Below are 23,281 nucleotides of genomic sequence, written 5' to 3' on the forward strand. Positions count from 1 at the left end.
GCCGAGGACGAAGCGAGTGGGCCGAGCGGTTCCGGCGAAGGAGTGTCAGTCCGATGAACTTCAAGCTCTTCCGTTGTGAGGTCTGCGGTTTCGAATACGACGAGGAGCTCGGCTGGCCGGAGGACGGCATCGAGCCGGGCACACGCTGGGTCGACATCCCCGACGACTGGAGCTGCCCGGACTGCGGTGCGGCAAAGGCCGATTTCGAGATGATCGAGGTGGCCCGCCCGTGAGCGTCGCCCGTGCCGGCGGCCCCGGGAGCGAATCGGTGGTGATCGTCGGTACCGGCGTCGCCGGCATCACCGCCGCGGAGACACTGCGTAGCAACGGTTTCGACGGGACGATCACCGTGTTCGGAGAGGAGCCACACCTCCCCTACCGTCGGACTGCCCTGAGCAAGAACCTCGTCGCCGGCGACCTGTCGGACACCAAGATCACGCTCCGTCCACCCGGGTACTGGTCGGAGCGGGGCATCGACATCGTGACCTCGACCCGAGTCGTCGACGTCGACCCCTCGTCGCGACGGGTCCGCCTCGCCGACGTCACCGAGGTCGCCTACGACGCGCTGGTCCTGGCCACCGGCGGACGGGCCCGGCGGTTGCCCGGCCAGTCGTCGCCTTCCTCCTCGTTACGCACCCGGCGCGATGCGGAGGGACTTCGGGAGGCGATCGCGGACGGACCAGTGATCATCATCGGCGGCGGACTGATCGGTCTGGAGATCGCCGCGGCGGTCGCGACACCCGGTGAGGGATCGCGCGTCACCGTGGTCGAGCGCGGTTCATCGCTCCTGTCCCGTGTCGTCCCGCCGACGGTGGCCGAGGCGGTGGCAACGCTGCATCGCGAACGTGGTGTGCGGATTCTCACCGGCGCGGTGCCCGTCGCCACCGGCCCACACTCGGTGACGCTGTCTGACGGGCGCACGTTGACGGGGACGGTGATCAGTGCGATCGGGATGGAACCCGAGCTCGGTTTGGCCCGCAGCGCTGGACTTCCCGTCGATCCGGCCGGCATCGTCGTCGACGATTCGCTGCGAACGGGTGTGCCCGGCGTCTATGCCGCGGGTGACGTCGCCGCGCGTCCGCATCCTTTGACCGGGGCGCCGATGCGTGCGGAGCAGTGGCTCACCGCGACCGAGCACGGCAGACTGGTCGCCATGACGATCGCCGCCGACCTCGGGCTGAACGCCGACACCGCCGCACCCGTGCCGCGTGTGCCACTGGCCTGGACGATGCAGTATTCCACCAACATCCAGCTCGTCGGGTGGCCGAACGCGGGAGATCGTGTCGACGTCGAGCTCGACGATTCGAGTTCGATCGTCCGCTCGTTCTCCGCCGGTCGACTCGTCGGCGCGGTCTGCATCGGAAGGGGGGGTTCCGGGCGGTCCCTGCGCGCCGAGATCGAGTCCTCCCTCCAGCCGGCCGGCGTCGGCGGATGACCACCCGCAACTACGCACAGGACAGCAAGGCCCTGCTGCGCAACTCGCTGCTCGATGGACTGCACGACCTGCTGCTGGAACGGGACTGGGCGGAGGTGCGCATGTCCGATGTCGCGGCCACCACCGGGGTCAGCCGCCAGACCGTCTACAACGAGTTCGGGTCCCGCTACGGACTCGCGCAGGGTTACGCGGTCCGGTTGGCAGGCCGATTCGCGGGCCATGTGGCGGATTCGCTTGCCGGTTCCGTCGGCGACGTCACCGAAGCCCTGCACAAGGGTTTCGGTGAGTTCTTCGCCGGGGTCGCCACCGATCCGCTGATCGCCTCGCTGCTGTCCGGCGAGGCCAAACCCGACCTCATGAAGCTGATCACCACCGACGCCGCGCCGATCATCACCACGGCGGCCGACCGGTTGGCCGACGCCTTCCGCGAGTCCACCTGGCTGTCGATGCACGACTCCGACGTGGTGCGGATCTCGCGTGCGATCACCCGGATGGCGCTCAGCTACATCGCGATGCCTCCCGAAGGCGATCGGGATGTGGCGTCCGACCTCGCCGCGATCATCGCCCCGGCCGTCGAAGTCGCCCGCGCACGCGTGTGACGATCAGCGGCGCAACAGGTTCCGAGTGCCGCGCCGGATGACCGCGCGATAGAGCCGGTCGATCGTGCCGACTCTCGCGTCCTCGGGGTCGACGAGTTCGTTCTCCGCGATGAGGGACTGCTCGCCGTCGATCGTCTCGCGATCGAACGCCTCGAGTGTCCGCCCCGGCCCGGTCAGGCGATCGACTGCGCGCACGAGTGAATCTTCCTGTGCCACAGCATCGTCGAACACCTGGCCGTCGACGCCCAGATGTTCGGACAACAAGCGCGTACGCATGGACAGAATGGTCTCCCGCAGGTTCCCGTCCGCCGGATCGTGCGGATCGGCCTCGATGGCGACGTCGCACTCACTGTCGAATCCCAGCGACCGGTTGTTGAGGTTCGACGATCCGATGCGCAGGAGGACGTCGTCGACGATCAGCACCTTGGCGTGCACGTAGATCGGGTCACCGTCGGCGGTCACCGGGTAGTACGCGCGGAACCGGTCGTATTTGTCGGCGCGCCACAGGAGTTGCAGGAGCTTGTGCCGCGCGCCGTCCATGGCGAGTCGTTCCACCGGGCTGTCCGCGTTCCGGGGCAGCACCAGGACGATCTCGGGCCCCTCGGGCTCGGCCAGACGTTCCGCCAGCGCATCCGCGACCTCCCGGGCCGCCAGGTACTGGCTCTCGATGTAGATGGTGCGGCGTGCCGCGGCGAAAGCAGCGCGGTACAAGAGCCGGATCTCCTCGACCTGGGGCCGGTTGTCGTACTGCGGGATCGTCCGCGCCACCGCGACGTCGCAGTCGGTGAACGTGACGTCGAGATCCGTCGGCCAGATGTCGGGGCCGTCGGTGTCGACGAGGGGCTTGAGGCATTCGCCCGTGGCGGCTTCCCAGCGGTCGAGCGCGACGGAGGCGACCACTCGTGCGGCGTCACCGTCGAGGGCGACGGTGACATCGTGCCACGGACCGTGCGGTCGGCCGTCGGGGTCTCGACGGAACTCGTTGTGTGACAGGTGTTCCGACGTGTCCCAGCGGTTGACGGTCATGTCGATGCCGCCGCAGAAGGCGAACTGGTCGTCGATCACCGCGATCTTCTGGTGATGGGCGGCGGAGACGGGGTGCGCGGCGTCGATCCGGTAGTGCAGCCGGCGACCGGTGAGCAGGTCCTGGACGAAGGGCGGCGCGACTCCGCGCAGGATTCCGGTGAACGCGCCGGTACTCCAGCGCAGGACGTGGATCTCCAGTTCCGGGCGGTTGTCGATGAGCCACCGCAGGAAGTCACCGAGCACGTCCGGGACCTCGTCGTCGGCGGTACGGGGGTCGAGCCTGATGCGTGTGTCCACGTCCCAGCCGATGAGGACGATGCGCCGCCGCGCCTGCATGAGAGCCGACTTCGCATGCAGGAAATAGTCCGCGGCGTCGACGATGCACGCGACGCGATCCGCGGTCGCGATCTCCCGGCACGTGTCCCCCGCACGCAGGATCGGCTCGTGAGCTGACTCGTCCACCGCGTTCTCTCCTTGGATCGCCTTGCGCCCCCCGACCGGCGTCCCATTGTGCCAAGACCGCGTGCGGCCCCTGCGGGCGAGGCCGGGTCGGGTCCGGTCGGCGCGAACGATGCCTACACTCGTCGAGGTGAGCGCCGACCCGACTGCCGACCGACCCGCGGGTGCCGCTGCGCGCACACGCCCGGTACGTCGGCGGGGTCGGCGGACCGCGATCGCCGCGGCGCTGGTCGCAGTCGTCGTCGCCGGCGTCGGCCTGGTCGCGTGGCAGGCCGTGCCCGAACGCTGGTTGCCGTGGGACACCGCCGAATTTCCGCAGGTCGACGCGTCGGAACTCACGCCGGGTCAGCTGCGGATCGTCGAAGCGGTGCGGCGCGAACACGCCGCCCAGCGACCGGGAACGTTCTTCTCCGAGGGCGCCGACGAGCCGTGGTGTGCGAACTTCGTGAGCTGGATCATGCGGGCGGCGGGCAGTCCGCTGGTCAATCCCCACTCGGGTCACTGGCGCATCCCCGGCGTGTACACGCTGCAGGAGTACTACGAGGCCGCCGGCCGCTTCGAAGCCGTCGGCGACCGCGCCCCCCGGGTGGGTGATGTCGTGCTCTACGACCGGTCGTCGGGCTTCGGACAGCACACCAACATCGTCGTGGCAGTCGACGGTGAGACCGCCGTCACCGTGGGCGGCAACGAGATGGGCCGCATCCGGATCCACTCGCTGGACTGGCGATCCGACGGCGGTGTCGTCGGATTCGGTCGCGGTGTTCCCGGGTGACGGCGATGGACTTCACCGGGTTCCCGGAAGCCGCACTCGACTTCTACGACGATCTGGAGATCGACAACTCCAAGGTGTTCTGGGAAGACCACAAGGACGTCTACCGTTCCGCGGTCGCCGAGCCCATGAGGGCACTGACCGACGCGCTGGCCGACGAGTTCGGCCCGGCCAAGATCTTCCGGCCACATCGCGATGTCCGATTCTCGAAGGACAAAGCGCCGTACAAGACCCATCAGGGCGCGTTCGTCGCGGTGGCTCCGGCCACCGGTTACTACGTCCAGATCGGGGCGCCGGGTGTCCGCGTGGGCGCCGGCTTCTACGAGGCCACTCCGGCCCGGCTCGCCGAGTTGCGCAAGTCCATCGACCACGACCGGAGCGGGCCCGAGCTCGAACGCCTCCTGCGGCGGCTCACCACCGACGGCTGGGAGATCGCCGGGGACCGGCTCAAGACCGCGCCCCGCGGATACGACGTCGACCACCCGCGCATCGAACTGCTCCGCCACCGATCGCTGTCGGTGGGCCGGGACTACGGATTCGACGAGATCATCCATTCGGCGGCACTCGTCGATCGCATACGCCGGGACTGGCGCGCGACGGTGCCCCTGGTCGAATGGATCGCGGTGCGGACCGGCAGCTGACCCCCGAGATCGCACCGGTCCGCCCGGACCAATTCACGACGAGTTCTCCGATTCGGCGCGCGCTCAGGGACGGCGCGGGGTGATACTGGCGCCGACCGCGTCCGAGATCACACCCGAGCATCCCGACGACGCGTCGGCGGGAAACGCGGACCCACCCGGATCGCGTGGTCGTCGAGAGTTCCTGTCCCGCATCTTCTTTCCCGATGCCTGCCGGCGCAACCCCCCACGTGTGGTGCAGATCCGGGACACTTCGCACCGGAGGACCCATGACCAACGAGATCTCCCGTCCCGAGACGGGGCGGAAGTCCGGAGCTGCCGAAGGTGCCGCAACCCTCGTCATCGGGCAACGCGTCCACGCTGGTATGGAAAGCCGCTACCGCGAGTGGTACGGGAAGATCGAGACCGCGGCCACCCGCTTCCCCGGATACGTCGGGTCGAAGCTTCGGGCCCCCGATCCCAGCCACCCGGACTGGACGGCCATCTACGGGTTCGACTCGGTCAGTCACCTGCAGGACTGGCTCAACAGCGCCGTCCGGCTCGACCTCGTCGACGAGGGCAAACCCCTCTTCGACGGTCCGGCCACCGCCCGCGTGCTGGCGCCGGGTACCGCAGAGCCGGAGACCCTGGTCACCGTCGTGGTCTCGCACCGGGTCGCCGACGCCAAGGTCGACGACTTCCTGGCATGGCAACGGCAGGTCGACGCCGCCGAGAACCGCTTTCCGGGGTTCCGCGGTACCGAGCTGTTCCGGCCGATCGCCGGCGTCCAAGAGGAGTGGACGATCTCCTACCGCTTCGACACCGCCGAGCACCTCGACGCCTGGCTGACGTCCGGCGAGCGAGCCCGACTCCTGGCCGAGGCCGACGACTTCGGTGAGTTCACGCTGCGCCGGATCGACCACTCCTTCGGCAACTGGTTCTCCCACGGCGACGACGACGCGCCACCGCCGTCGAATGTCAAGACCTCCGTGGCGGTCTGGGTCGGCCTCTACCCCACGGTGGTGTTCCTCACCCTGATGACCGCACCGCTGGGGATGCCGCTCTGGCTGGGCATGCTGGTCGGAAACCTGTTGTCCAGCTTCGCGATGAGTTATCTCACGATGCCCTTCTACGTGAATCGGGTGCTGGGGTGGTGGCTGCATCCACGACCGGGAGCGCCCCAACCTCGGACGAACATCCGGGGCGCGTTGTTCATCCTCGCGCTGAACGCGGCCTGGGTCGCGATCTTCTACCTGATCACGGTCCAGGTCTGGACACTGCCGTGAGTCTCGCCGAGACAGCACCGACCGCACGCACACCAACCGAGGAGCACCGATGACCGAGACCGTCCACTACGGACACATCTTCCATCTGGCCGGCAGTCCCGCCATCACCGAGGCGGTCGACGCGTTGGTGTCGATACCCGACGGAGCACTGGTCGTCGGCGACGACGGCACGATCAAGTTCGCCGGTGAGAAGGCCGACCTCCCGGACGAATTCGCGTCGGCCGAGTCGCACGACCATCCGAGCGGATACCTCATACCGGGTTTCGTCGACACCCACATCCACTTCCCGCAGACCTACGCCGGCGACTCCTATGGCGGCGGACAGCTACTCGAGTGGCTCAACCTCTGCATCTTCCCGTCCGAGTCGAAATTCGCCGACCCCGAGTTCGCCCAGGCCGCGGCGGTCGAGTTCACCAGACGACGGGTCGCCGCGGGTACGACGGCGATGATGGTGTTCGGTTCCGCCTTCCCCCACGCCCAGGATTCCCTGTTCTCCGAGACCCGCAAGGCAGGCCTGCGGATCGTCGCCGGGCGCGGTATCCAAACCGTCGGTGGTGACACCGCCAAGCCGCTGTTGACCTCGGAGGAAGAGGCCATCCGCCTCACCCGGGCCGAGATCGACAAGTGGCACGCGGCCGACACCGGCGACTACCGGACCGCGCTGCTCCACGTCGCGATCGTGCCGCGGTTCTCGCTGTCGGTGACCACCGAGACGCTGAAGAATCTCGGCGATCTGTACGACGAGTACCGCGACCGGGGCGTCTACGTCCACAGCCACCTCAACGAGAACAACCGCCCCGGCACCGGCGAGGTCGACACCACCAAGGAGGTCTACCAGGTCGACTCCTACCTCGACACCTACGACGGCAAGTTCCTGCCCGGATCCGAGGTCGGCGGCAAGAGCCTGCTCGGTCCGCGCACCATCCTCGCGCACTGCGTCCACTGCCAGGATGCGGAACTGGCGCGGATGGCCGAGACCGGCACCTCGATCTCGCACTGTCCGGTGTCCCAGTTGTTCCTCGGGTCGGGCACGATGCCGTGGAAGCGCACCGTGGCGGCGGGCGTGAACATCTCCGCCGGAACCGATTTCGGCGGCGGCGATGAATGGCTGATCCCGCGCGTCCTCGGTGACGCCTTCAAACAGCACATCACCGAACCCGGAGATGCGGGGGTCTCGATGCACCCGGCCGAGATGCTGTTCATCGGGACCGTCGGCGGGGCCCGCGCCCTCGACATGGAGAACCGCTTCGGAAACTTCGATCAGGGGAAGGAAGCCGACTTCCTCGTCATCGAACCCGTTGAGGCCCTGAAGTCCACACTGGACAACGCCGTCCGCTCCGACGATCCCGATCTCGCCCGCGACCAGACCCTGTTCGGCCTGCTGATGGGCCTTCGCGAGTCGTCCATCGCCGAGGTCTGGGTCCAGGGGCGTCGGGTCACCGTCTGACCGGCGGACACGACGATCGTCACCAACCACGACGCCGCCGGCACCGCGATCATCGCGGTGTCGGTGTTCCACGCCGGCCCAGCCGATGACTTCGCACAGTGGGCCGCGACGCTGGCCGCCTCGGCCACCGACTCCGGAGGCTGCCTGGGAACCGCGATCTCGGCGGTGACCGACGGGCACTTCGATCCGGCGGTCGCGACCACGTTCGTCGACGAGGACGCCCTGGACCGGTGGCTCGACGGTCCGCACCACCGCGCGGCGCTGGACGCCGGACGCGCGCACGGCTGGTTACCGGCGACGCCCGTACTCGAGCTCGTCGACGGCCGGTCGCCGCCGCCGGGTGTCGGCGCCTTCCGGCATGACATCGTCGCGGGCGCGGTCGGCGACTTCGTCGCGGCGCAACACGTGTTGACCGACGCGGCAAGCGGCTTCGGCGGCTACGAGGGCACGGCGCTGTTCATCGACGAACAGCGAGAGACGTCGCTGTCGGTGTTGCGGTTCCGCACGGACCGTCAGCTGGCGGCCTGGGTGTCGTCGAGCCGACGCGGCGAAGCGCTCGCCGGGCTGCGTTCGAGTCTGACCCACGACTTCGAGACGATGGCGAGCACGACGGCATTCGGCACCACCGTGCGCACCGACCGCGGCCGAATCCTGCAGACGCCGAACTGGAAGTCGGCGATGATGGTGCTGCTGGTGCTTTACCCCACGGTGATGACACTCTCGAGATTTCTCGGCCCCACCCTGGACCGCTTCGGCGCCCAGCCGTGGCTGGCGTTGTGGCTGAGTCAGGTCGTCAGCGTCTCTCTCATGCAATGGTGGCTGATGCCGTGGGCGTCACGCCCGTTCCGGCGATGGCTCGATCCGGTCGACGGGAACAACCGGCGGAGCAACATCGCGGGGGCGGGAGCGGTCCTGCTCATCTATCTGCTGTGTCTGACGGTGTTCGCCAACGTGACGTGGCTGCAGTTCTGGGACTACGCCGACTCCTGAGTCGTACTCACCCGACGACCCCGTCCACGTAGACCCAGCGGCCCTCCGATCGCGTGAAACGACTGCGCTCGTGCAGGGATCCCCGTTCCGCGCCGCGTCGGTGATACGCGGTGAACGTGACCTCACCCTCGGTGTCGAACGGTGATCCACCGACGCTCGACTCGATGTCGAGGCGGTACCAGCGCATCGACTCGTCCAGCTCGAGCGCGGCGGGACGGGTGTCGGGGTGCCAGCTGGCGAGTAGGTGATTCCGATCTCCGAGCGCGAAAGCGGTGAAACGCGAGCGCATCAACGCCTCGGCTGTCGGTGCGGCACGCTCACCGGCGAGAACGGGTCCGCAGCAGTCGTCGAGCACGAGACCGGACAGACACGGGCACCTCGCGGGGACGTCTCGGTTTGCCGGTTTGCTGGTCACCTCTCGATCTTAGGGGTAGACAGGAGGAGCGGTCGTCCGCGCCGCGGACCCACCGCGCCCCCTGCCCGTAGGTTCTCATGATTGGAGCGACTCCCTTGTCGGACAACGTGTATCGAGTCATCGAAGTGGTCGGGTCCTCGGCCTCTGGCACCGACGACGCCATCCGTAACGCGATCGCCCGTGCCTCTGCGACGGTCAGTCACCTCGACTGGTTCGAGGTGACCGAGACCCGCGGCCACATCGAAGACGGTCAGATCGCACACTTCCAGGTCACGCTGAAGGTCGGTTTCAAGATCGAGGGCTCCGGCGACGCGACACCGTGATCGTCACGGCGCGTTCCTCACGACGCGGGTCTCGCGTCGGTGAGGAACGCGCCGATCCCGGCGGCGACGGTCTGCGGGTCGTCGAGCATGGGCAGGACCGCCGCGCCCGGCATCGGCACGTAACGCCCGCGCGGTAGGAGTTCGGCGAGCCGCGGCCCGTGGGCGGGTGGCATCACGCGGTTGTCGGGCGACCACAGCACGAGAGCTTCGCCCTCGAAGCCGGACAGCGCCTCGGTGCGGCGGATGAGTTCGGCGGCATCGAAATCGGTGGTCGCATACTTCGTGACATCCCGGCGTATCCGGGGATCGGTGAGCACCGGATCCGTCCAGCGCCGCATCTGGGCCGGGTCGACCGGGCCGTTCACCATCCAGCCCCAGAGCATGGGCAGCCGCCGCAACCATCCGATGCGCAACTGGCGTGCGGCAAGGGTGATCCCGCCGGGCAGGCGCACCGCGAGCGTCGCCATCTTCCCCGGCAGACCCGGTGGGAAGTTGTCGAACGCCTCGCACGGGAGAACGATCATCCGCCCGATCCGCCGGTCGAGGCCGAGTGCGGTCAGGAATAGTGCGCCACCCCAGTCCGAATGCACGAGAGTCACCTCGTCGAGGTCGAGCGCGTCGAGTACATCGGCGACGAGCCGAACCATGCCGTCCAGCGTCAGGTCGGCATCGGCGGCGAGGGGAATCCGATGCGACCCCAGCGGCAGGACCGGCCGGATGTACCGAAACCCGCTGGGCAACAACGGGACCACCGCATCCCACACTTCGTGGTCCATCAACAGGCCGTGGAGCAACACGACCGGCGCGCCGACGCCGTCGTCCGCGTACTCGATGACTCCGGCCGGCGTGTCGACCCGCCGCATCGTCGTCGACCGATCCACTCTCGCCTGGTCGTGGTGTTCCATGTCGATCTCCTTGGATCGGATACCCGAGCACGTGGTCTGGAGCTTCTAGAACGATCACTCTAGAACAGATGCTCTAGAATGGCCAGGGTGAAGACGGACGAACGCATCGTGGTCGCGATGACCGAGCTACTCCGCAGGCAGGGTTATGCCGCGACCGGGATCAAACAGGTCGTCGACGCGGCCGGCGCCCCGATCGGGTCCATCTATCACCACTTCAGCGGCGGCAAGCGGGACGTCGCGGCCGCCGCGCTGCGTCAGTCCGGCGCAGCGTACGGCGAGCTAGTCGGGATGCTGCTCGCCCCGTATGACGACATCGCCGACGGCATCGAGGCGGCCTTCGTCGCCGCAGCCGACACCATCGCCGAGAGCGGATGGCTCAACATGTGTCCCGTCGCGACCGTCGCCGGTGAAGTCGCCGACACGGAGCCGGCGCTCCGGGCGGTGGCCGCAGAGGTGATGGACGCCTGGGTGGACCAGGGCACCGCGCTGTACCGAACACACGGGTTGCCCGAGCCGGAGGCGCGAACGCTGATCCTCGCCGTCATCGCCTCCCTCGAGGGCGCTTTCATCCTCGCTCGGACGCAGCGGTCGACGGCTCCGATCCTCGCTGCCGGACACGCGATGGGCGGCTACGCGCGAGCGCTGACGGCCGACCCGGAGAACAGCGGAGCTCCCGCCTGACCCGCCGCGTCATCCGGCCCGTGCGACGCCCGGGACGGTCCCGCATTCGGCATGCGGCTTCGCGGAACCGAACCTAGACTTCGGGGGACCATGACGCGCGACCACTCCCCTTCCGCCCGGGGCATCCGATGAGATACACCCAGACGATCGCCGGCACGACCCATGAGTTCGACGGCCTCGTCGAGCTCATGGCCAAGGCGACCCCACGCCGGTCCGGCGATGAGCTCGCCGGTTGCGCTGCGGACTCCGATGCCGAACGGGCAGCTGCCGCATGGCAACTCGCCGACGTTCCGCTCAGCAGATTTCTCGACGAGGCGCTGGTGCCCTACGAATCCGACGAGGTGACCCGGCTCATCGTCGACACCCACGACCGGACCGCGTTCGCCGAGATCGCCCATCTGACCGTCGGCGGTTTCCGGGACTGGCTGCTGGAGATCACGACCCGGTCCGACGCCGGTGAACGTCTCGCCCGCGTCGGCCCCGGCCTCACGCCGGAGATGGTGGCGGCCGCGTCGAAGATCATGCGGAACCAGGACCTGATCCTGGTCGCCGCGGCGGCGAGGGTCACCTCGGCGTTTCGCACCACCATCGGCCTGCCCGGCCGGATCGCGACGCGGCTGCAGCCCAACCACCCCACCGACGACCCGCGGGGCATCGCCGCGGCCACCCTCGACGGCCTGCTCATGGGGTGTGGCGACGCGGTCATCGGGATCAACCCGGCGTCGGACTCACCGCGCGCGACGGCCGAACTCCTGCACATGCTCGACGACATCCGGCAGCGCTTCGAGATCCCGATGCAGTCCTGCGTTCTGTCCCATGTCACGACCACCGTCGACCTCATCGAACAGGGGGTGCCCGTCGACCTCGTGTTCCAGTCGATCGCGGGCACCGAAGGTGCCAACAAGGGGTTCGGCGTGACGCTGGACATCCTGCGCGACGCCGACGAGGCGGGACGGTCACTGCGCCGCGGGACCGTCGGCAACAACGTGATGTATCTGGAAACCGGTCAGGGATCGGCACTCTCGGCCGGCGCACACCTCGGGACCGGCGGCAAACCGGTCGACCAGCAGACCCTGGAGACCCGCGCCTACGCGGTGGCACGAGTGCTGAACCCGTTGCTGATCAACACCGTCGTCGGATTCATCGGTCCCGAGTACCTCTACGACGGCAAGCAGATCATCCGCGCCGGCCTCGAAGATCACTTCTGCGGCAAGCTACTCGGGCTGCCGATGGGTGTCGACGTCTGCTACACCAATCACGCCGAGGCCGACCAGGACGACATGGACACCCTGCTCACGCTGCTCGGCGTCGCCGGTGCCGCATTCGTCATCGCCGTTCCCGGAGCAGACGACGTCATGCTCGGCTATCAGAGTCTGTCGTTCCACGACGCGCTCTACGTCCGTGCCGCACTCGGATTGCGGCCGGCCCCCGAGTTCGAGTCCTGGCTCGCGCGACTCGGCATGACCGACGGCGCCGGACGCATCCTGCCGGTGGATCCGGCCGAGTCTCCCCTCCTGCCGCTGACGGCCGGACGATGACGCCGGCCCGGCCCGCACCCGCGGACGATCAGGCTCCGCAACCCGACCCCTGGACCGAACTTCGCCGGAGCACGCAGGCGCGGATCGGCCTCGGACGCGCCGGCAATTCGCTCCCGTCGCGGCGTGTCCTCGAATTCCAGGCCGCTCATGCCGCCGCCCGCGACGCGGTTCACGAGCCGCTCGACGTCGAGGGGTTCACGCGCTCGATCGGCGAACTCGACCTCGATCCCCCGGTCACGGTCACCAGCCGCGCGGCGACACGCAGCGAATACCTCCGCCGACCCGACCTGGGTCGGCTGCCCGAGGATCTGTCGCAGGTCCCACGGGTCGACGCCGAGATCGGCATCGTGCTGGCCGATGGACTGTCACCCCGGGCGCTCGCCGATCACGGCCACGGTCTCCTCGCGGCCCTCCTCCGCCGGCTCGACGGCCGGTACTCCATCGCCCCGCCGGTCATCGCGACCGAGGCTCGCGTCGCACTCGGCGACCACATCGGCGAGGCCCTCGGCGTCACCACCCTCATCGTGATCATCGGTGAGCGACCCGGACTCTCGGTCGCCGACAGCCTGGGGATCTACCTCACGCACCTGCCCCGACCGGGACGCGCCGACTCCGATCGGAACTGCATCTCCAACATCCACCCGCCCGACGGACTGCACTACGACGCCGCCGCGGCCACGACCGCCGCGCTCATCGACGGCGCCCGACGACTCGGACGGTCCGGCGTCGCTCTGAAGGACATGTCGCACAACGGAACACCCGACGCCATCGACGACGCAGAAGTGCTCCCGCACGAGTCGTGAGAGTGGCTGCGGTACCAGCTGCTCCCTGATGTGCGAGCGAAGCGAGCCACCTTTCGCTCCCTGAGGTGCGAGCGAAGCGAGCCACCTTTCGCTCCCTGAGCCTGGATCCGTGGATGAGTTTGGGGTGTCGATGACAAGAAAATGCCCTTTGAGCTGGGATGATTGGTGGTGTTGAGACAACAAAACAATCCAGTCAAAAGGCACTTTCAGTGAAAGTATCGCATAAGTTCACTACCGAGTCCGCTGTCTTCGATGACGACAATCTGGTGTCGCATGCCGGGCTAGTACCGGTGATGCGACTGGCCCACTCGACGGGGTTGGCCTCCCAGCTGGCTGAGCGAGTCGATTTGGGCACCACCCAAGTCGCCTCTGCCGGGGCCAACCTGGACGCGAAGCTGTTGACCGTCATCGCCGGATTCTGTTGCGGCGCCGACAGTATCGACGACCTCAACCTCGTCCGCGCCGGTGGGCACACCCGCCTGTTCGACCGCGTGTACGCCCCGGCCACGATCGGACAGACCCTGCGCGAGTTCACCACCGGTCATGTGCGACAACTCAACGCCGTGATGACCCGGACCTTACCGGCGATGTGCGCGCGGGCAGGGTTGTTACCCACCGACGGCGCCCGAGTGTTTGTCGATATCGACTCGCTGCTGCGCCCGGTCTACGGCTATCAGAAACAGGGCGGCTCCTACGGCCACGCCAAGATCGCCGGACGTGAACTCCTGCGCCGGGGCCTGTCGCCATTGATCGCCACCGTCTGCGCGCCCGGGCATCCACCTGTGATCGCCAACGCGTGGCTGCGCGCCGGGCGCGCCGCCTCCGGTGCCGGGGCAGCAAAAATGATCGCCGAAACCATCACCACCGCACGCCGCGCCGGAGCCGCCGGCGAGATCACGGTGCGCGGGGATTCGGCCTACGGCTCGGCCGAGGTGATGGCGACCTGCGAGCGTGCGGGAGCCACGTTCTCGCTGGTCCTGCGGACCAACACCGCGATCGCCCGCGCGATCACGGCCATCAAAGACGATGCCTGGACACCGGTGCACTATCCCGGCGCGGTCACCGACCCCGACACCGGCGAACTGATCTCTGATGCCGAAGTCGCCGAAACCACCTACACCGTGAAACCCCAGTCGCCTCACCCGATCACCGCCCGACTCATCGTGCGCCGCGTCAAAGCCCACCACCCCGCCAACACCGACACCCTGATGCCCGCCTGGCGGTACCACGCATTTTTCACCAACACCACCGACGACACCGTCACCGCCGACATCAACCACCGCGGCCACGCCATCATCGAAACCGTGTTCGCCGACCTCATCGACGGACCACTGGCACATCTGCCCTCCGGAGTGTTCGGTGCCAACGCAGCCTGGCTGGCCCTGGCCGCCATCAGCCACAACCTCCTGCGCGCCCTCGCCGCGCTCAGCGCGGCACCGGCACTGCGCGCCGCACGCGGGGCGACGCTGCGCCGAACACTCATCGCCGTGCCCGCCCGACTGGCCCGACCAGCACGAACACCCGTCCTGCACCTACCCCGCCACTGGCCAGCACAACACGCCTTCACCGCGTTGTGGACCGCAGTGAACACCACCTGACACCCAAACTCCACACTGCCCAACCACGACCAGGAACCCCAGTGAAAAAGCTGACACAAGGTCAGCGAATACCCGACGCCCACACCACAATCAGACACTCAGCCATCACCAACCACACCCCCGGATAACCATCCACGGATCCAGGCTGAGGTGCGAGCGAAGCGAGCCACGAAGGGTTCCCGAGCGGCTGCTCACCAGGACCCTTCGTGGCTCGTCGCTAACGCTCCTCGCACCTCAGGGAGCAGGAGGCTGCCGCCAACGCTCCTCGCACCTCAGGGAGTAGGGGCTGTCGCCAACGCTCCTCGCACCTCAGGGAGCAGGGGCTGTCGCCAACGCTCCTCGCACCTCAGGGAGCAGGGGGCGCCTCAGGTACCGAGGATCTTTGCCTTCTGGGCGGCGAACTCTGCCTCGGTGAGAATGCCCTGCTGATAGAGCGCCCCGAGTTCCTTCAGCGCCGAGATCGTGTCCGTGGGGCTCGGGGCGGGCGCCTGCTGGGGTGGCGGCTGGGAGTACTGCGGTTGGGAGTACTGCTGCTGTGACCGAGGGTCCTGTGCGCCTTGCTGCGCCCACTTGCTCGCCTGGCGTCGGGACACGCGATTGCTCACCGCCGTCGCGGTACCGGAGATGACGGCGGTACGGGCGACGCCGCGGAGAAGTCCTGGCATGTTCTGTCCTTTCGAGGTGTCAGATCGGTTGTCGACGGCAAGCTACGCGGTCGGTGCGGCCGGTGTCGCCTCGTCGACCAGATCGAGCTGTGCGAGCAGAGCATCCACCGGTATCCGGCCCGACGCAACGAGTCGTCCGCCGCCGTTGCGGACAGCGGTGGCGAACGGAGCGGCCCACGCGTTCTCCCAGACGAGGACGGCCGCGCTGGAGCCCGGATCGATGACGGTGGCCGCCTCCGCGAGGTCCGAGTCGTCGAGCAGCGAGGTCGCTGCCCCGTCGAAGATCGCGAACTCCGCTCCGAGCGAGTTGATCTCGAGCCGGGCGACGGTGCCGTCGGCGTCCTTGGTGATGAAGACGATGTCGATCAGCCGCACGACGCCGCGGTCGATCAGATCGATCAGATGCGGAAGCGCCTCGCCGGTCGGCTGCTTGCCCGTCCACTCGACCACGATGTAGTCGATGGGTCCGAGTTCGCGATCTGCCGTCTGGTCGACACCTGCTTGGTCGTCCATTCCTTCTCCTCGTCTGTCTGGTTCCGGCGGTGAGACCGTCGTCGATCGACCCCGGTCACGACCGCAGGTCCACCACCGACCGTCCCGGTTGCGCCTCGTACAGCTCACCGATCTCGTTCGCATACTTTGTCGCAATCGGCTTGCGGCGCAACTTCATCGTCGGGGTGAGCTCGTCGCCGCCGGGATCCCAGGCGGTCGGCACGATGGTAAATCGCTTGACCTGTTCCACGCGGGACAGTGACCGATTCCCGGCACGAATTGCCACCGCCACCTCCTCGACCACGTCGGGATGGGTGGACAATTCGGCCAGGTCGCCGCCGGACAGATCGAGCTTCTTGGCGCGCGCGGCCGCGGCATCCGGGTCGAGCACCACGAGTGCCGACACGAAGGGCCGGGCGTCGCCGATCGCGGCCACCTGACCGATCAGCGACGAGGCCGCCTTCATCGCGTTCTCGATATTGGTGGGCGACATGTTCTTACCGGACTCATTGATCATGAGTTCCTTCTTCCGGTCGACGATGGTGACGTTTCCGTCGTCGTCGATCGTCGCGATGTCGCCGGTCGACAACCACCCGTCGGCGTCGATGGTCTCGGCGGTCTTGTCGGGTTGTTTGCGATAGCCGCGCATCACCACCGGTCCACGGACGAGGAGCTCACCGTCGTCGGCCAGCCGCACCTCCACGCCACGCACCGGTGTGCCGACGGTGCCGATCCGCAGATTGTCGTCGGTCGTCATCGTCGAGACGCCGGTGGTCTCCGACATCCCCCACACCTCGAGGACCGGAATGCCCAGGCCCAGGAAGAATCTCAGGACCTCGGGCGGGATCGCGGCCGCGCCGGAACCGGCGAAGGAGACCTGGTCCAGCCCCAACGCGGTACGGACCTTGTGCAGCACCAGACGGTCGGCGAGACCGTAGGCGAGGCCACCCGATCCCTTTCCGTCGATCCGGGCCTGGGCTGCCGACGCCCCGGCGCGGAACGCCCAGCCCGCGAGTGCCTTCTTCACCGGACTGGACTCCTCGGCCAGCTTCGCCTCTATGCCGGCACGGATCTTCTGCCACACCCGCGGCACCCCGAAGAAGAAGGTGGGATGCACGTCGGGAAGCGCTGCGGCGATCTCGCGCGGATCGGGCACGGTCGTGATCTGGATGCCGCGCATCATGTTCGCCGCATGCGAGGACACGCGGTCGGCGATGTGCGCCGCGGGCAGGTATGAGATGGCCCGGTCGTCGAACCCCGCCTGGACGATCTCGGCGAGCGCGGCCATCTCCGCGACGATGTTGCGATGGGTGATCTCGACGCCCTTGGGTGGGCCGGTGGTGCCCGAGGTGTAGATCAGCGTCGCCAGATCGTCGGGATTGACCGCCTGCCACGACGCGGTGAAGTCGAAGCCCTCCGGCGCCGGCGTCTGTTCGACGTCGGCGAGTGAGATCGCGCCCGTCGCCACTCCGTCGACGACGACCGTGGTGGACACGGCCGTCGCCGCGGCCGTGAGCACCGGCAGGAACACCTGCTCGGTGACGACGACCGCGTTCTCCGCGTTTCCGAAGAGGTATTCGACCTGTTCGGGCGAACTCGTGTTGTAGATCGAGAACGGGACGGCCCCGAGATGGAGTGCGGCGGCGTCCACCAGGTGGAACTCGGGACGGTTCGTCAGCATGATCCCGATGGTGTCGCCGCGTGTGACGCCCAACGCCGCGAGTCCACCGGCGATGGCCTCGACCCGGCGGGCGTACTCCGCCCAGGTGATCTCCTGCAGCCCGCCGACGGTGCGGAGCGCGACGGCGTCCGGTCGCACGGTGACCGTCTGCTGGAACGCGGCGGGTAGCGTCGCGACGGCGACGCCGGTCTGATGGGGAAATGTGATGGTCTCTGCAGCGGTCATGAGAGTCCTCGACTTGCCGAAGTAATGTGTTGCACGTCACATTAGCGAGTGGAGGCAGGGGTCATGCACGGATCCGGCGATTGGTAACCGCTTGGCAAAAAACCCAGATCAGGACCGTTTGTCCAGCGAAGGACCGTTGGTCAGCGACTCGAGGTTCCAGGCCCCGCCGCCGGTGAGTTCGAGCAGGTCCGTGTGATGCTGATCGGTGGTGCTCCGATGGCTGACCGATACCACGATCGTCTCCGGCAACTCCGAACGGATCAGCGAGTAGAGCGAGTACTCGAGACCCTCGTCGACCGCCGAGGTGGCCTCGTCCATGAACACCGCCTGTGGTCGTGTCAGCAGGATTCTGGCGAAGGCGACGCGCTGCTGCTCGCCCGGCGAGAGCACCTTGACCCAGTCCTCCTCGTCGTGGAGCCGGCCGACGAGATGCGGGAGGAACACCTTCTCGAGCGCGACCTTGATGGCCTCGTCACCGACGTCGTCGGGCAGGGCCGGATAGGCGACCGCGGTCCGCAGGTCCCCCAGCGGGATGTAGGGCATCTGGGACAGGAACAGCGTGTGTTCACCTGGCGGCCGGGCGAACTCGCCGTCGATGAACGGCCACAGCCCGGCGAGCCCACGGAGCAGCGTCGTCTTCCCCGAGCCCGACCGTCCCTTGACGACGAGCGCCGCGCCGGGCGCGAGGGACAGGTTCAGCGCGGTGATCAGGTCGTCGCCGCTGGGGGTCTTGACGTCGACATCGGACAGCGCGACGGCGCGTTCACGATCCACGGTCGTCACCTCCGGCATGACCCGCGAGCGCGCGTCGGCGTCGGCCAGGCCGTCGAGACGGATGATCGCGGCCCGCAGCACGGTGAAGTCGTCGTAGGCGTTCCGGAAGAACGAGAGCGCATCGTGCATCTCGGCGAAAGCCGACGAGGTCTGCGACACGTCACCGAGCTTGATCTGGCCGTCGAAGAATCGTGGTGCCTGCACGAGGTACGGGAACACCACCGACAGCTGGGTCACGCTGAAGTTCCAGCCGACGAACGCCAGTTGGACGTGGATGATCTGCCAGAAGTTCCTGACCACCGCACGGAACCTGGTCATGAGGTTGGTGTGTTCGACGCGCTCGCCGCTGTAGAACGCGACGTTCTCGGCGCCGTCGCGGATGCGGACGAGTGCATAACGGAAGTTCGCGGTGAGGCGCTCGCGCCAGAAGTTCAATCGGATCAGCGGGCGTCCGATCGCGAATGCGACCACGCTGGCGACGAGGACGTAGACCAGCACCAGCCACATCATCATTCGCGGGATCTCGACACCGAACAGGGTGACGGGACCGGAGAGGTCCCACAGGACGATAGCGAACGACACGATCGACACGCACGCGGGCAAGACACCATTGGTCGAGGACCCGCCGCCGCCCCAGAACAGCGACGAACCCGATGACACGACGGTGGTGATGTCGGCCTCGATGCGCTGATCGGGGTTGTCGACGCCGGGATGGATGTCGGCGGCCGCCCGACGGTTCACGTTCGACTCAGTGCGGCGAAACAGCCTGCGGCGCAGCAGACCCGCGCTGAGATCGACGAAGCGGTTGCGGTAGAAGGCGCGACCCTCCATCCAGTCCGCAGTGGCACCCTCGGTGAGCCAGTAGCGCAACCGGATCTCGAATGCGGCGCCCACGTAGATCTCGACCATCGTGCGGACGACATGGAGTGTGGCCAGGATTCCGAAGACGGCCATCGAGTGCCAGAACGCGTCCTTGCCCATCTGGAGCATCTCGGCACCTTGGGGGCCGCCCGCGGCGAGGCCCTCACCGGCGGTCTGCAGCGAGGTGAAGAGGTCGTTGCTCCAATACGAGACGAGCACGGTGACCCGCACTCCCAGCAGTGCGAGCAAGGTCAGGGCCGCCGCCAGCCCCCACGCCTTGACCCGTGTCTCCCGGTCGGTGAAGAACCCGCCGATCACCCGCCACAGCGGCGTGCCCCATTGGCTGAACCTCGCCAGGAGGTAGCCGATCACGAGAATGACCGCGGCCGAGATGGCGAACGCGATGGCCAACCATTTCAGACTGGCCCACACCTCGTTGCCCCAGTCGATGCTGTACTCCACGCACACTCCTCGCTACGGACGTCCCGACGGAGACCGGGTTCGACATCCCCGGTCGATGTCATCGAGGTCCCGGCCGCCGCAACGGGTTCGGTGACTCCGATGATGATCCGGCGCAGTTTAACCCGCCGTTCACCCGGTGTCCGGGCAACCACGGCGACGTTGCACCGGCCATCTGCGCCGAGCGCGTGGATTGTCGGTTTTCGTCGGCGATTCGGGCGTCAGCCCAGTGGCCGGAGCACTGCGCCCTGCTGCAGGGCCGCGGTCGAGATCGACTCCGAGAACCGGCCGTCGGCGTCGCCGACGGTGACCAGATAGCCGGCGTCGGTGTACTCCACACCGCTCACCTCGAAGGTGAGCCGGCAACCATCGTCGCCGCGGAGGAACCTCGACAGCGTGGTGGTCGCCACCTCGCCGCCGGCAGCGTCATAGATGACGACCCGGGCTCCACGGGCGAGGGTGCCCCCACCCGGCACCGCTGCGACCTCTGTCGCACAGTCGGCGACCACTCCGCCCTTGGCGGTGAACTCCGGTGTCGTGAGGAGACCCGCGATGACGGCGGCGATGACGACCACCGCGAACCCGACCATCGCGATCGAGGTCGCGACGATGACCGGGACCCTGGTGCGCCGCTGCCACGTCCGCCGGGGAAGCGGCGGGCCGGGGTCGAGCCACATCTCGTGGGCGGGGCCGTACCCCGGTGTCACCGACTCACCCCGTTCGCGATCCATCAGCTCCCCCGCAGACCGGCGCGGTCATTTCTTGGGCGGGAAGTACTTGATGAGCGCTTCCTGCACGACCGATGTCGCGAGAGTGCCGTCGCGCATCCAGAATCGGCCCGAGCCCATTCCGCGTGACCCGGTCGCGACCGGCGACCGCGTCGCGTAGAGCAGCCAGTCGTCGAACCGGAACTCGCGGTGGAACCACATCGAATGATTCACGGTCGCCGCGAACAGCCGGTCCATGCCCCACGAGAGGCCGTGGGTGGTGATGATCGAATCCAGCACCGTGGTGTCGGAGGCGTAACACATTGCCGCGACGTGCATCACGGGGTCGTCGGGCATCGTGCCGTCGGCCTTCATCCACACCCGGTTGTCGGTCAGCTTCTCCCCCGCGTCCTTGGCCTTCCAGCTCGGGTCGTTGGCGAAGCGGATGTCGATGGGATGCAACGCATTCACGAACGTCGCGATGCGGTCTTCGTAACCCTTGAAGTGCTCTCCGAGAGTAGGCAACTCCTCCGGATAGGGCACGTTCGGGATCTCCACCGCATGTTCGAGCCCGGAGGTGTTGTCCTGGAACGCGACCAGCATCGTGAAGATCTCTTCGCCGCCCTGCTTGGCGGTCACCTGCCGGTTGGCGAACGACCTGCCGTCGCGGAAGCGATCGACGTGGTACTCCATCGGCGCGGTGACGTCCCCGCCACGGATGAAATGTGCATGCAGGGCGTGGATGGGCGGATTGCCCCGGGTCAGGCTCCGCGCCGCCGCGACAACGCCTTGTCCGAGCAGCTGCCCGCCGAACGTCCGGGCGGTGACCTGCTCGGGGTGGTGCCCGATGAACAGGTCGTCGCCCTGACGTTCGACGTCGAGCAACGCGAGCAGTTTCCCGAGATCTCCGGCCTGTTCCACGGTCATGCCTCACACCCTAGAACCCGACCGCCGCGGCATCGTGCACCGCCCCGAGCAGGAGGAGACGCCGTCAGTGGTCCTGCTCGCCGATCCGGTGCACGTGGATGAGGTTGGTCGAACCGACCGTCCCCGGCGGAGCACCAGCGACGATCACCACCACATCACCCTCACTGAGCCGCCCGATCCGCAACAACTGATGATCGACCTGATCGATCATGTGATCCGTCGTGTCGACGTGGTCGACGATGAACGTCTCAGTACCCCAACTCAACGCGAGCTGACTACGCACCGCCTGCGTCGGGGTGAACGCCAGCAACGGCAACCGCGAATGCAGACGAGCCAGCCGCCGCACAGTATCCCCGGACTGGGTGAACGCCACCAACGCCTTCACCTCCAAACGCTCACCGATATCACGCGCCGCATACGAGATCACACCCCGCTTGGTGCGCGGCACATGCGACAACGGCGGCACATCACGAGGACCACCCTCGACCGCACGACAAATCCGGTCCATCGTCCGAACCGTCTCCAACGGATACTTGCCCACCGAGGTCTCCCCCGAGAGCATCACCGCATCCGCACCATCGAGCACCGCGTTGGCCACATCCGAGGCCTCCGCCCGCGTCGGACGCGAGTTCTCGATCATCGAATCGAGCATCTGCGTCGCCACGATCACGGGCTTGGCGTTCTCCCGAGCCATCTGAATCGCCCGCTTCTGCACCAACGGCACCTGCTCCAGCGGCAACTCGACCCCCAGGTCGCCGCGAGCCACCATGATCGCGTCGAACGCCAACACGATCGCCTCGAGATTCTCGATCGCCTCAGGCTTCTCCAACTTCGCGATCACCGGCACCCGACGGCCCACCCGATCCATCACCTCATGGACCAACTCGATGTCCGAGGGACTACGCACGAACGACAGCGCCACCATGTCGACCCCGAGCTCCAACGCGAACTCCAGATCAGCGATGTCCTTTTCCGACATCGCCGGCACCGACACACTCATCCCCGGAAGCGACAGGCCCTTGTTGTTGCTGACCGGCCCGCCCTCGGTCACCGTGCACACGACATCGTTGCCCTCGACCGCAGACACGGCCAGACCGACCTTGCCGTCATCGACCAGCAGCCGATCTCCCGGGCTCGCGTCCTCGGCGAGTTGCTTGTACGTGGTGGAGACCCGGTCGTGCTCGCCCACGACATCCTCGACGGTGATACGTACCTGTTCACCGGTCTCCCACACCGTCGACCCATCACAGCCATCGAAACGGCCCAAACGGATCTTCGGACCCTGCAGATCGGCCAGAACACCGACCGCCTTCTCCGTGGTGTCCGAAGCCTTACGAACGCGCGCATAAACGGCCGCATGGTCCTCATGCGTACCGTGGCTGAAATTCATCCGAGCCACGTCCATACCGCTCTCGACAAGCTCTTTCAAACGCTCATCACTCGCGGTGGCCGGGCCCAGCGTGCAAACAATCTTGGTTCGGCGTGTCACAAGAACACCTTAGTCCTCATCAGCCGTGCATCTCTATGTCGGCGGCGACTTGTCACCGGGACGCCACCGGCTGTTACCGCTGGTGGCGGCCCGCTACCGCCGAGTATGAA

General features: G+C 67.4%; 23 protein-coding genes. 13 read left to right on the forward strand and 10 right to left on the reverse strand.

What is annotated here, in order from left to right; all coding sequences use genetic code 11:
• The first annotated feature begins 53 nt into the window (after positions 1 to 53).
• Genes AC3B5T_RS22115 through AC3B5T_RS22125 form a run of 3 tightly spaced genes read left to right on the forward strand, consistent with a single transcriptional unit; the run spans position 54 to position 2,034 of the window.
• Positions 54 to 233 (forward strand): rubredoxin, encoded by a 180-nt coding sequence (locus AC3B5T_RS22115; RefSeq protein ID WP_055477276.1) that lies wholly within the window; start codon positions 54 to 56, stop codon positions 231 to 233.
• Positions 230 to 1,435, forward strand: coding sequence for an NAD(P)/FAD-dependent oxidoreductase (locus AC3B5T_RS22120; RefSeq protein ID WP_055477275.1), 1,206 nt, complete (start codon positions 230 to 232; stop codon positions 1,433 to 1,435). The genes AC3B5T_RS22115 and AC3B5T_RS22120 overlap by 4 nt, the downstream gene beginning before the upstream one ends.
• On the forward strand, positions 1,432 to 2,034 hold the full coding sequence (locus tag AC3B5T_RS22125) for a TetR/AcrR family transcriptional regulator (RefSeq protein ID WP_010842359.1): 603 nt from the start codon (positions 1,432 to 1,434) through the stop codon (positions 2,032 to 2,034). Before AC3B5T_RS22120 ends, AC3B5T_RS22125 begins: the two co-directional genes overlap by 4 nt.
• 3 nt (positions 2,035 to 2,037) lie before the next feature.
• On the opposite strand, the gene AC3B5T_RS22130 is transcribed toward AC3B5T_RS22125, so the two are convergent.
• Complete coding sequence (locus AC3B5T_RS22130) at positions 2,038 to 3,522, reverse strand: phospholipase D-like domain-containing protein (protein ID WP_010842358.1); 1,485 nt, start codon at positions 3,520 to 3,522, stop codon at positions 2,038 to 2,040.
• 109 nt (positions 3,523 to 3,631) lie between these two features.
• Between AC3B5T_RS22130 and AC3B5T_RS22135 the strand changes: the two genes are divergently transcribed.
• From AC3B5T_RS22135 to AC3B5T_RS22155, 5 genes are all read left to right on the forward strand, one after another.
• Complete coding sequence (locus tag AC3B5T_RS22135; protein ID WP_442902739.1) at positions 3,632 to 4,291, forward strand: CHAP domain-containing protein; 660 nt, start codon at positions 3,632 to 3,634, stop codon at positions 4,289 to 4,291.
• Positions 4,292 to 4,296: 5 nt separating this feature from the next.
• The gene (locus AC3B5T_RS22140) at positions 4,297 to 4,929 is read left to right on the forward strand and encodes a DUF2461 domain-containing protein (RefSeq protein WP_014927228.1); all 633 of its coding nucleotides are present in this window, start codon (positions 4,297 to 4,299) and stop codon (positions 4,927 to 4,929) included.
• 266 nt (positions 4,930 to 5,195) lie between these two features.
• Complete coding sequence (locus AC3B5T_RS22145; RefSeq protein WP_055477273.1) at positions 5,196 to 6,191, forward strand: antibiotic biosynthesis monooxygenase; 996 nt, start codon at positions 5,196 to 5,198, stop codon at positions 6,189 to 6,191.
• Positions 6,192 to 6,240: 49 nt separating this feature from the next.
• Positions 6,241 to 7,638, forward strand: a complete 1,398-nt coding sequence (locus AC3B5T_RS22150) for an amidohydrolase family protein (protein WP_055477272.1) — start codon at positions 6,241 to 6,243, stop codon at positions 7,636 to 7,638.
• Between the two features lie 57 nt (positions 7,639 to 7,695).
• Complete coding sequence (locus AC3B5T_RS22155; protein ID WP_010842353.1) at positions 7,696 to 8,628, forward strand: antibiotic biosynthesis monooxygenase; 933 nt, start codon at positions 7,696 to 7,698, stop codon at positions 8,626 to 8,628.
• Between the two features lie 7 nt (positions 8,629 to 8,635).
• On the opposite strand, the gene AC3B5T_RS22160 is transcribed toward AC3B5T_RS22155, so the two are convergent.
• Positions 8,636 to 9,043 carry a YchJ family protein gene (locus tag AC3B5T_RS22160; RefSeq protein ID WP_014927231.1) on the reverse strand — a complete coding sequence of 136 codons (408 nt, stop codon included), beginning with the start codon at positions 9,041 to 9,043 and terminating at the stop codon, positions 8,636 to 8,638.
• Between the two features lie 95 nt (positions 9,044 to 9,138).
• Here AC3B5T_RS22160 and AC3B5T_RS22165 point away from each other — a divergent pair, with 95 nt between their 5' ends.
• Positions 9,139 to 9,366, forward strand: coding sequence for a dodecin (locus tag AC3B5T_RS22165; RefSeq protein WP_010842351.1), 228 nt, complete (start codon positions 9,139 to 9,141; stop codon positions 9,364 to 9,366).
• Between the two features lie 17 nt (positions 9,367 to 9,383).
• Here AC3B5T_RS22165 and AC3B5T_RS22170 read toward each other — a convergent pair whose 3' ends face one another.
• Complete coding sequence (locus AC3B5T_RS22170) at positions 9,384 to 10,271, reverse strand: alpha/beta fold hydrolase (protein WP_055477271.1); 888 nt, start codon at positions 10,269 to 10,271, stop codon at positions 9,384 to 9,386.
• Between the two features lie 78 nt (positions 10,272 to 10,349).
• On the opposite strand from AC3B5T_RS22170, the gene AC3B5T_RS22175 reads away from it, so the two are divergent.
• From AC3B5T_RS22175 to AC3B5T_RS22190, 4 genes are all read left to right on the forward strand, one after another.
• Positions 10,350 to 10,952: a TetR/AcrR family transcriptional regulator gene (locus tag AC3B5T_RS22175; RefSeq protein ID WP_055477270.1), complete on the forward strand. Its 603-nt coding sequence runs from the start codon at positions 10,350 to 10,352 to the stop codon at positions 10,950 to 10,952.
• 128 nt (positions 10,953 to 11,080) lie between these two features.
• Positions 11,081 to 12,490 carry an ethanolamine ammonia-lyase subunit EutB gene (locus tag AC3B5T_RS22180; RefSeq protein ID WP_055477269.1) on the forward strand — a complete coding sequence of 470 codons (1,410 nt, stop codon included), beginning with the start codon at positions 11,081 to 11,083 and terminating at the stop codon, positions 12,488 to 12,490.
• Positions 12,487 to 13,293, forward strand: coding sequence for an ethanolamine ammonia-lyase subunit EutC (gene eutC / locus AC3B5T_RS22185; RefSeq protein WP_055477268.1), 807 nt, complete (start codon positions 12,487 to 12,489; stop codon positions 13,291 to 13,293). The genes AC3B5T_RS22180 and eutC overlap by 4 nt, the downstream gene beginning before the upstream one ends.
• A gap of 209 nt (positions 13,294 to 13,502) precedes the next feature.
• The gene (locus tag AC3B5T_RS22190; protein ID WP_488357638.1) at positions 13,503 to 14,891 is read left to right on the forward strand and encodes an IS1380 family transposase; all 1,389 of its coding nucleotides are present in this window, start codon (positions 13,503 to 13,505) and stop codon (positions 14,889 to 14,891) included.
• Between the two features lie 365 nt (positions 14,892 to 15,256).
• On the opposite strand, the gene AC3B5T_RS22195 is transcribed toward AC3B5T_RS22190, so the two are convergent.
• The 7 genes from AC3B5T_RS22195 to pyk form a co-directional block, all read right to left on the reverse strand.
• Entirely contained in the window at positions 15,257 to 15,556 is a 300-nt protein-coding gene (locus AC3B5T_RS22195; protein ID WP_055476589.1) for an SHOCT domain-containing protein, read from the reverse strand.
• A 42-nt stretch (positions 15,557 to 15,598) separates the two neighbouring features.
• The gene (locus AC3B5T_RS22200) at positions 15,599 to 16,069 is read right to left on the reverse strand and encodes a DUF6325 family protein (protein WP_055476588.1); all 471 of its coding nucleotides are present in this window, start codon (positions 16,067 to 16,069) and stop codon (positions 15,599 to 15,601) included.
• A gap of 55 nt (positions 16,070 to 16,124) precedes the next feature.
• The gene (locus AC3B5T_RS22205; protein WP_055476587.1) at positions 16,125 to 17,954 is read right to left on the reverse strand and encodes an AMP-dependent synthetase/ligase; all 1,830 of its coding nucleotides are present in this window, start codon (positions 17,952 to 17,954) and stop codon (positions 16,125 to 16,127) included.
• 108 nt (positions 17,955 to 18,062) lie between these two features.
• A complete protein-coding gene (locus AC3B5T_RS22210) occupies positions 18,063 to 20,051 on the reverse strand; it encodes an ABC transporter ATP-binding protein/permease (protein ID WP_055476591.1) in 1,989 nt (662 codons plus the stop codon).
• A 218-nt stretch (positions 20,052 to 20,269) separates the two neighbouring features.
• Positions 20,270 to 20,779 carry a hypothetical protein gene (locus tag AC3B5T_RS22215; RefSeq protein ID WP_055476586.1) on the reverse strand — a complete coding sequence of 170 codons (510 nt, stop codon included), beginning with the start codon at positions 20,777 to 20,779 and terminating at the stop codon, positions 20,270 to 20,272.
• 24 nt (positions 20,780 to 20,803) lie between these two features.
• The gene (locus AC3B5T_RS22220; protein WP_010842341.1) at positions 20,804 to 21,682 is read right to left on the reverse strand and encodes an acyl-CoA thioesterase; all 879 of its coding nucleotides are present in this window, start codon (positions 21,680 to 21,682) and stop codon (positions 20,804 to 20,806) included.
• A 64-nt stretch (positions 21,683 to 21,746) separates the two neighbouring features.
• Complete coding sequence (pyk, locus tag AC3B5T_RS22225) at positions 21,747 to 23,171, reverse strand: pyruvate kinase (RefSeq protein ID WP_010842340.1); 1,425 nt, start codon at positions 23,169 to 23,171, stop codon at positions 21,747 to 21,749.
• Positions 23,172 to 23,281: the final 110 nt, after the last annotated feature.

Source organism: Gordonia sp. G4 (assembly GCF_057770005.1).

Excerpts from the sequence above, each read along its gene's own strand:
- AC3B5T_RS22135 (WP_442902739.1), top strand. The coding sequence starts at position 3,632 with ATGCCTACACTCGTCGAGGTGAGCGCCGACCCGACTGCCGACCGACCC.
- AC3B5T_RS22115 (WP_055477276.1), top strand. The coding sequence starts at position 54 with ATGAACTTCAAGCTCTTCCGTTGTGAGGTCTGCGGTTTCGAATACGAC.
- eutC (WP_055477268.1), top strand. The coding sequence starts at position 12,487 with ATGACGCCGGCCCGGCCCGCACCCGCGGACGATCAGGCTCCGCAACCC.
- AC3B5T_RS22215 (WP_055476586.1), bottom strand. The coding sequence starts at position 20,779 with ATGGATCGCGAACGGGGTGAGTCGGTGACACCGGGGTACGGCCCCGCC.
- AC3B5T_RS22205 (WP_055476587.1), bottom strand. The coding sequence starts at position 17,954 with ATGACCGCTGCAGAGACCATCACATTTCCCCATCAGACCGGCGTCGCC.
- AC3B5T_RS22140 (WP_014927228.1), top strand. The coding sequence starts at position 4,297 with ATGGACTTCACCGGGTTCCCGGAAGCCGCACTCGACTTCTACGACGAT.
- AC3B5T_RS22220 (WP_010842341.1), bottom strand. The coding sequence starts at position 21,682 with ATGACCGTGGAACAGGCCGGAGATCTCGGGAAACTGCTCGCGTTGCTC.
- AC3B5T_RS22200 (WP_055476588.1), bottom strand. The coding sequence starts at position 16,069 with ATGGACGACCAAGCAGGTGTCGACCAGACGGCAGATCGCGAACTCGGA.
- AC3B5T_RS22180 (WP_055477269.1), top strand. The coding sequence starts at position 11,081 with ATGAGATACACCCAGACGATCGCCGGCACGACCCATGAGTTCGACGGC.
- AC3B5T_RS22170 (WP_055477271.1), bottom strand. The coding sequence starts at position 10,271 with ATGGAACACCACGACCAGGCGAGAGTGGATCGGTCGACGACGATGCGG.
- AC3B5T_RS22150 (WP_055477272.1), top strand. The coding sequence starts at position 6,241 with ATGACCGAGACCGTCCACTACGGACACATCTTCCATCTGGCCGGCAGT.
- AC3B5T_RS22175 (WP_055477270.1), top strand. The coding sequence starts at position 10,350 with ATGGCCAGGGTGAAGACGGACGAACGCATCGTGGTCGCGATGACCGAG.
- AC3B5T_RS22195 (WP_055476589.1), bottom strand. The coding sequence starts at position 15,556 with ATGCCAGGACTTCTCCGCGGCGTCGCCCGTACCGCCGTCATCTCCGGT.
- AC3B5T_RS22145 (WP_055477273.1), top strand. The coding sequence starts at position 5,196 with ATGACCAACGAGATCTCCCGTCCCGAGACGGGGCGGAAGTCCGGAGCT.
- AC3B5T_RS22125 (WP_010842359.1), top strand. The coding sequence starts at position 1,432 with ATGACCACCCGCAACTACGCACAGGACAGCAAGGCCCTGCTGCGCAAC.